At 66.2% G+C, this 6155-nt stretch carries 9 protein-coding genes; 6 read left to right on the forward strand and 3 right to left on the reverse strand.

The genetic code is table 11. From position 1 onward, the window contains the following. The coding region (locus VFG33_RS03185) for a hypothetical protein (RefSeq protein ID WP_325022182.1) at nt 1-478 on the forward strand (478 nt) is incomplete at its 5' end. On the opposite strand, the gene VFG33_RS03190 is transcribed toward VFG33_RS03185, so the two are convergent. Next, nucleotides 475-978, reverse strand: coding sequence for an aldo/keto reductase (locus tag VFG33_RS03190; protein WP_325022195.1), 504 nt, complete (start codon nt 976-978; stop codon nt 475-477). The genes VFG33_RS03185 and VFG33_RS03190 overlap by 4 nt on opposite strands. A gap of 5 nt (nt 979-983) precedes the next feature. On the opposite strand from VFG33_RS03190, the gene VFG33_RS03195 reads away from it, so the two are divergent. Further along, nucleotides 984-1571 (forward strand): class I SAM-dependent methyltransferase, encoded by a 588-nt coding sequence (locus VFG33_RS03195; RefSeq protein WP_325022183.1) that lies wholly within the window; start codon nt 984-986, stop codon nt 1569-1571. 71 nt (nt 1572-1642) lie between these two features. On the opposite strand, the gene VFG33_RS03200 is transcribed toward VFG33_RS03195, so the two are convergent. After that, nucleotides 1643-3070, reverse strand: coding sequence for an MFS transporter (locus tag VFG33_RS03200; RefSeq protein WP_325022185.1), 1428 nt, complete (start codon nt 3068-3070; stop codon nt 1643-1645). A gap of 91 nt (nt 3071-3161) precedes the next feature. Between VFG33_RS03200 and VFG33_RS03205 the strand changes: the two genes are divergently transcribed. Then, a complete protein-coding gene (locus VFG33_RS03205; RefSeq protein WP_325022186.1) occupies nt 3162-3836 on the forward strand; it encodes a TetR/AcrR family transcriptional regulator in 675 nt (224 codons plus the stop codon). Nucleotides 3837-3884: 48 nt separating this feature from the next. Beyond that, nucleotides 3885-4436 carry a DUF6058 family natural product biosynthesis protein gene (locus VFG33_RS03210; RefSeq protein WP_325022188.1) on the forward strand — a complete coding sequence of 184 codons (552 nt, stop codon included), beginning with the start codon at nt 3885-3887 and terminating at the stop codon, nt 4434-4436. On the opposite strand, the gene VFG33_RS03215 is transcribed toward VFG33_RS03210, so the two are convergent. Beyond that, nucleotides 4429-5109, reverse strand: coding sequence for a DUF8817 family protein (locus VFG33_RS03215; RefSeq protein WP_325022190.1), 681 nt, complete (start codon nt 5107-5109; stop codon nt 4429-4431). The genes VFG33_RS03210 and VFG33_RS03215 overlap by 8 nt on opposite strands. Nucleotides 5110-5178: 69 nt before the next feature. On the opposite strand from VFG33_RS03215, the gene VFG33_RS03220 reads away from it, so the two are divergent. Together VFG33_RS03220 and VFG33_RS03225 are read left to right on the forward strand one after the other, a co-directional pair. Next, nucleotides 5179-5913 carry a TetR/AcrR family transcriptional regulator gene (locus VFG33_RS03220; RefSeq protein ID WP_325022192.1) on the forward strand — a complete coding sequence of 245 codons (735 nt, stop codon included), beginning with the start codon at nt 5179-5181 and terminating at the stop codon, nt 5911-5913. A gap of 60 nt (nt 5914-5973) precedes the next feature. Next, the coding region (locus tag VFG33_RS03225) for a YegP family protein (RefSeq protein WP_325022194.1) at nt 5974-6155 on the forward strand (182 nt) is incomplete at its 3' end.

Consider the following 6155-nt stretch of genomic DNA (forward strand, 5'->3'; position numbering starts at 1 on the left):
GGCGCACTTGCTCACGGCGCGACTGGCCTACAGCCGCCTGCTGTTCCAGCGCGATCCTCGCGCCGACGACCGCGCAGTGGCCGAGGCTAGCTACAGGGCGGCGGTTGAGAGCGGCAACGAGAAGCAGCGCGGCTGGGCCGAGTACCACTGGGCTGTCCTGCTGGACAACATCGACGATGATGCGGCCGGCGCCCTCCCGCGCTACGAGACAGCTCTCGAGATCGCGACGAGGTCCGGCGACGGCTACTTCGAGTCCTACATCATCCGGCACCTCGCACATCTCAAGGAGCCCGCTGAGCGGATCGCGATGCTGCGCCGCTCACTCCACCTGCGCGCCGCGCTCGGCGCCCGGCCCCAGACAATCGCCGCGCAGGCCGCCCTCGCCGAAGACCTCCCCGAAGACGACCCCGAGCGAGCCGAACTCCTGCGGACCTCCCGCCCAGCCGCGGAAGAACTCCGCATCGGCTGGCTCCTTTAGGGCTCGTCGGACCACTCCGAGCTCAGTTTGGTGACCTCGGCGTCGGTGAGCTCGATCTGTGCGGCAGCGAGGTTCTCCTCCAGGTGGGCGACCTTCGAGGTACCAGGAATCGGCAGGGTCATGGGCGACAGGTGCAACAGCCACGCCAGCGCGATCTGCGACGGCGCTACTCCATGAGCCGCGGCAGTCTGCTCCAGTACGCCGTCCGTCTCAGCCAGCGCTCCTGCCTGTAGCGGGAAGAACGGCATGAACGGGATGCTCTCCCGCGTGCAGTACTCCATGACATCGCGATGGCGCTGCCGGGTCAGGTTGTAGATGTTCTGGACGCTGGCCACCTCGACCAGCTTTCGTGCCTGCTCGATCTGGTCGACCTCGACCGCGCACAAGCCGATATGACGGATCTTGCCCTCCGCACGCAACGTGGCCAGTTCCCCAACCTGGTCTGCCAGCGGGACCTGGGTGGTCAGGTACTCGGGTTTCTCTCGTGGGCGTGGTGGTATTGGGTATGGGTTCTCTTGGGGCGTGGGTGGGTGAGCGGGGGTTCGGGCGGCCGGCTGGGGCCGTCGGGCGGGTCGGGGGGTGGTTGATGGTCCGCGCGAACGGGATGACCGAGAAGCACGTGGTGAAGCTGGCGGGATTGCGGCCGAAGGACCACGTGGTGGTGCTCGGGCCGGGACCTGGGGTGGGTTTGCGGTGGGCCGGGAAGTACGCCGCTGTCGTGGTCGGGGTGGATCCGTCGAAGACGATGCTGATCGCGGCGAAACACCGGTCGCTGGATCTCGTCGAGACCGGGAAGGTCCAGCTGATCCAGGGAGACGCCGCTTCAACGCATCAGCCGGACGAGTCGGCGAACGTCGTACTGTCGGTCAACAACGTGCACCTGTGGCCGGATCGTCAAGCAGGGTTGGCGGAAGTCCACCGCATCCTCAAACCAGCGGGCCGGCTGATCGTCGCCGTCCACAAGAAGTGGGCCTCTCACGACCTGTCCGCCGAGGTCACCGAAGCCGGCTTCACCGACGTCACCACCTCGACCTGGAACCCGCCGACCCGCACCGCCGGCCCCGCCACCATCCTCACCGCCCAGAAAGCCTGACCCCCTTGCGTCCGAAGAACCTTGGGCTATGACCTCAGGTTCTTCGGACGCAAGCTGGTTGCTGGGAGCAACTAGGCTGCCGCGGCGGCCTCGGCGATCTGTTCCCGGGCGGGCTGGATTTGCGGGGTTGCCAAGGTGACCGCGACGTTGGCGATGGCGAAGAGGGCGGCGATCAGGAGGCCGCGCTGGAACCCTTCGACCAGCGCCTGTTGCTGGGCTACTCCGTGCTCCAAGGCGTCAGTGGTCTTCGAGATGGACAAGGTGGTCACGATGGCGAGGCCCAGCGCGCCGCCGACCTGGTACATCGCGGTGACGACGCCAGAAGCTGATCCAGCCTCATGGTGTTCCACGTCCGAGACAGCAGCGATCTGAGCCGGTACTGCGACGCCGATGATCCCGACTCCGAACAGGATCAACCCGAGCAACAACTGACTGGCATAAGACCCCGTGGCATCCGCACGCGAGAGCAGGAGTAGTCCGACCACACTCAGGACGGTTCCACTCAGTTGCACGGTTCGCGTGCCCAGCCGTTGCACCAACTGCGAAGCAACAACCGCACCGATGACAGCCGCGGCTCCCATCGGCAGGAAGTGGACGCCCGCCTCCAGGGCGGAATCACCTCGCACCTGCTGCAGGTAGATCGCCGTCAGGAAGAACATCGACAGGAAACCCGCGCCGTTCAAGGCCAGCGACGTACTGGACACGCTGAGCGCCCGCGAGCGGAATAGCCGCAGCGGGACCAGCGGCGCCTTCGAGCGTGCTTCGACTCTCACGAACAGAGCGAGCAACACTAGACCGCCGCCCAGGAAGCCGATGACCTCAGCCGAACCCCAGCCCTTGGGTTCCGCCCGGACTACGGCGTACACGACCGCCATGAGTCCCGCAGTACCGAGCACTGCGCCGGCAGTGTCGAACGTCCGCGGGCCGTCGGCGCCATGCCGGGTGTCGGGGACGAAGACCGGGATCACCGCGACCAGGGCGATCACGATCGGCACGTTCACGAAGAAGACCCACTGCCAACTGAGCGTGTCGACCAGGACGCCGCCGGCCACGACCCCGAGGGTTCCGCCGAGTCCGGCCAGACCACCCCAGACGCCCATCGCGATGTTCCGCTCGCGGCCGTGGGCGAAGGTGACCGTCAGAATCGCCAGCGCGGCCGGCGAAAGCAGTGCACCACCAAGGCCCTGTACTGCGCGGGCGCCGATCAGGAAGCCGGCCGATTCCGACAGACCCGCGATCAGCGAGGTGACACCGAAGAGCAGCAGACCGGCGATGAAGACCCGCCGCGGACCGAGCAGATCGGCCATCCGGCCACCGAGCAGCAGGAAGCCGCCGAACAGCAGTGTGTAAGCGCTGATCACCCACTGCAGGGTGTCGGCGGAGAAGTTCAGATCGGACTGGATGTCGGGCAGTGCGACGTTCACGATCGTCACGTCGAGCACCACGATGAACTGCGCCAGGGCCAGCACCGCCAGCGTCGCCCAGGGACTGCGTCTCATGCGTCTACCTCACAGAGAAGATGTCTACACCGTATGTATACGTTGTAAGCGTACGGCATAGACGTTAGGTCTACGTTGTAAACTTGTCAACGTGACGACGCAGAGCACCTCGAAACGACTGGATCCGGCGACGCTGGCCTCCAGTGCCGTACGGATCGCGGACGCCGAAGGGCTGGACGCCGTCACGATCAGGCGGCTGGCGCTGCAGCACGAGGTGACGCCGATGGCCCTCTACCGGCACTTCAGCGACAAGAGTGACCTGCTGAACGCGATGGCCGACCGGTTGCTCGCCGATATCCGGCTGCCCGAGCCGAGCGACGAGCGGTGGGATCGCCAGTTGCGCGCAGTACTGACTGCTTTTGTCGATGCGCTGCGGCCGCATCCGAGCATCGCGGGGCTCACGCTGACCCGGATTCTGGCGGCCGAGCCCGGCCTGGCGATGGCCGAGCGGACGATGGAGCTGCTGACGGAGGGCGGATTCGACAAGGACTACGCGGCCGAGGTCGGCAGGCAGTCGCTGTGCTCGCTGATCACGCTGGTCACTACGGAGCCAGGTGCCGGCGAGGACCCCGAGCCGGAAGCCCGCGAACAAGGGCTCCGGATGAAGCGCGCATCCCTGGCCGCTCTCCCACCGAAGCGGTATCCCCTGATCGCAGGCGCCGCCGACACCCTGGTCTGCCCGGCCTCGACGGACCGCTACTACGCCCTGGGAATCAACCTGGTGGTAGCCGGCATCCGCGGCGTACTAACCGACCTCGAAGGCTGACCGTCACTTCGCCTTCCACCGAAGCATTCCGGCCCTAGCGTTTTCCGCATGAGCCAAGACGCGGTGAGGCAGCGGTATCTCGAGATCAACGGCATTCATCCGATGACCTCGGAGGACGACGAGTACGTGACGAAGCAGTTCCGGGTGCTGACCGAACTGTGCGCCGAAGCGGGTCGCGATGTCGCGGAGGTCCGGCAGTTGATGCTGGACCACAAGCTGCCGATGCCCGGCTACCTCCGGTCCGACGGCGCCGAGATGGTCCCGGCCGATCTCTTCACCCTCGCCGATCGACTCGGTATCGACAACGTTCGGCAATGGTTCGTCGCGCAGTGGGAGAACGACGCCGAGGGCAATGATGCGTGGAACTCCTACCTGAGTGGGCGAAACGTCTGCCTGCATTCGGTGACACCGGCAACGATGCAGCGCAAGGATCAGTTGATCCAGGCAATCAACGCCGCCACCGAACCGGACGATCTGAGGAAGCTTTCCGATGAGCTCGACCGACTGGAGCCCGAGTTCGCGCCCTACGACCGGCTGCGATTCGGCGGTCCTGTCTCTCGAGACACTTACATCACCGCCGTTCGCGACCGTCTCAGCTGAGCTGCTCCGTCAACGCGGCGATCTCGGCGGAGGTCGCGTCATCGAGGTCGAGCTTGAGCGCTTGCACCTCATCCAGTACTGCGGACGCGCGCTCGGTGGCCCCGCTGCGAATCAGCAACTCCGTCAGATAAAGCAGCACCGGCAACCGTTCGACGCCAGTCGCATCGGCATGCCGGATCAGCCCCGCCTCCAGTACTGCGATCGCGGCGCCCACGTCACCATGGGAATCACCCTGCCTCGCCGCATTCAGCAGAACCCGCTCGAACCGGCTCCCGTCGGACTGCTCGGCACCGCCGGTGATGATCCGGAGCCAGTTGCCGCCCGGGTCGATCACGGAGAACCCACCCGACGTCCCCTGTTTGCGCCGCGGCCGGGTGATCCGCGGAATCCCGGTGATCGGCAGTTTCCCGTACGCCGTGCGCAGGCCGGCCGCGAACTCGTCGTACAGGGACTGGGTAGCGGGGACCAGCACGATCACGCTGCTGTAGGAGTCCTCCGGATCGAACTCGGGGATACCGCAGAAGTGCAGGTCGAAGCCGTCGTCGCGGGTGATGGTCAGATACGGGTTCGGCCGGGCCTGGCGGAAGGTGGGACGGAAGCCGAGCGCCTCGTAGAACGGCAGCACGTCGTCGAGGTGGCGGCAGGGCAGGATCGGGACGGTTCGAACGCTCACGAGAAACACCGTACAGTGTTCGGAGTAAACCCGACAGTGTCAATCCGGAAGTGGCTGAGGAGCGAACAGATGGAGTACGCGGGCGGCGGTGATCCGGCCCGGACGATGGCCCTGCTCTGGCGGACCGCGGAACCACCCCGGCGTGGCCCCAAGCAACGACTCGACCTCGACCAGATCGTCGCCGCGGCGATCGGCCTGGCGGACCGCGAAGGCCTGCCGGCGGTCTCGGTACGACGGATCGCCCAGGAACTCGGGATCGGCGCTTCCTCTCTCTATACCTATGTCAGCAAGGCCGAACTGCTCGAACTGATGGTGGATCAGGCGATCGGCGGCCAGCCCTCACCCAGCACCCTGGGCTCCTACGCTTGGCAGTCCCTCGACCTGCACCGAAGCCACCCCTGGCTGCTCCAGATCTCCACGTCCCGAACGGTTCTCGGCCCCCACGTGGTCGCCCGCTATGAGGCCGCGCTCGGACTGCTGACGAATCTTCCGGCCGCGGCGAGAGAACAGTGTCTGGCCACGCTCGACGTCTATATCCGGGGAGCCGCGGGCGAGGTCGTCGACGCTGAGCAGGCCCCGATCAGGACCGGTCGCAGCGATGACGAGTGGTGGGCGGAGTACTCGCCGATCCTCGGCAGGTACCTCGCGGAGGGCGACTATCCGAACCTCGAGGCGCTGAACGAGGCAGGCGCATTCGACCCGACCGACGACACTCTCCCGTACACCGTGCAGCGGGCGCTCGACCGGTTCCGCTTCGGTCTCACCGTGGTCCTCGACGCGATCGCATGTCGGGGCTGCGGATGACCGTCGGTGAGGACTAGTGTCCGAACCGTCGTCAGACCATCATCACGGGAGGTTGTATCCATGGCGGGCAAGTTCGAGCTGTACGAGGACAAGTCGGGCGGGTTCCGGTTCCGGCTCAAGGCCGGCAACGGCGAGATCATCGCGACCAGCGAGAGCTACAAGACCAAGGCCAGCGCGCAGAACGGGATCGAGTCGGTCAAGTCCAACGCCCCCGAGGCGAAGGTCGACGACCAGACCTCCTG

The sequence above is a fragment of the Kribbella sp. genome, from assembly GCF_035687465.1.
Taxonomy (GTDB): Bacteria; Actinomycetota; Actinomycetes; order Propionibacteriales; family Kribbellaceae; genus Kribbella.

Excerpts from the sequence above, each read along its gene's own strand:
- VFG33_RS03195 (WP_325022183.1), top strand. The coding sequence starts at position 984 with ATGGGTTCTCTTGGGGCGTGGGTGGGTGAGCGGGGGTTCGGGCGGCCG.
- VFG33_RS03200 (WP_325022185.1), bottom strand. The coding sequence starts at position 3,070 with ATGAGACGCAGTCCCTGGGCGACGCTGGCGGTGCTGGCCCTGGCGCAG.
- VFG33_RS03210 (WP_325022188.1), top strand. The coding sequence starts at position 3,885 with ATGAGCCAAGACGCGGTGAGGCAGCGGTATCTCGAGATCAACGGCATT.
- VFG33_RS03220 (WP_325022192.1), top strand. The coding sequence starts at position 5,179 with ATGGAGTACGCGGGCGGCGGTGATCCGGCCCGGACGATGGCCCTGCTC.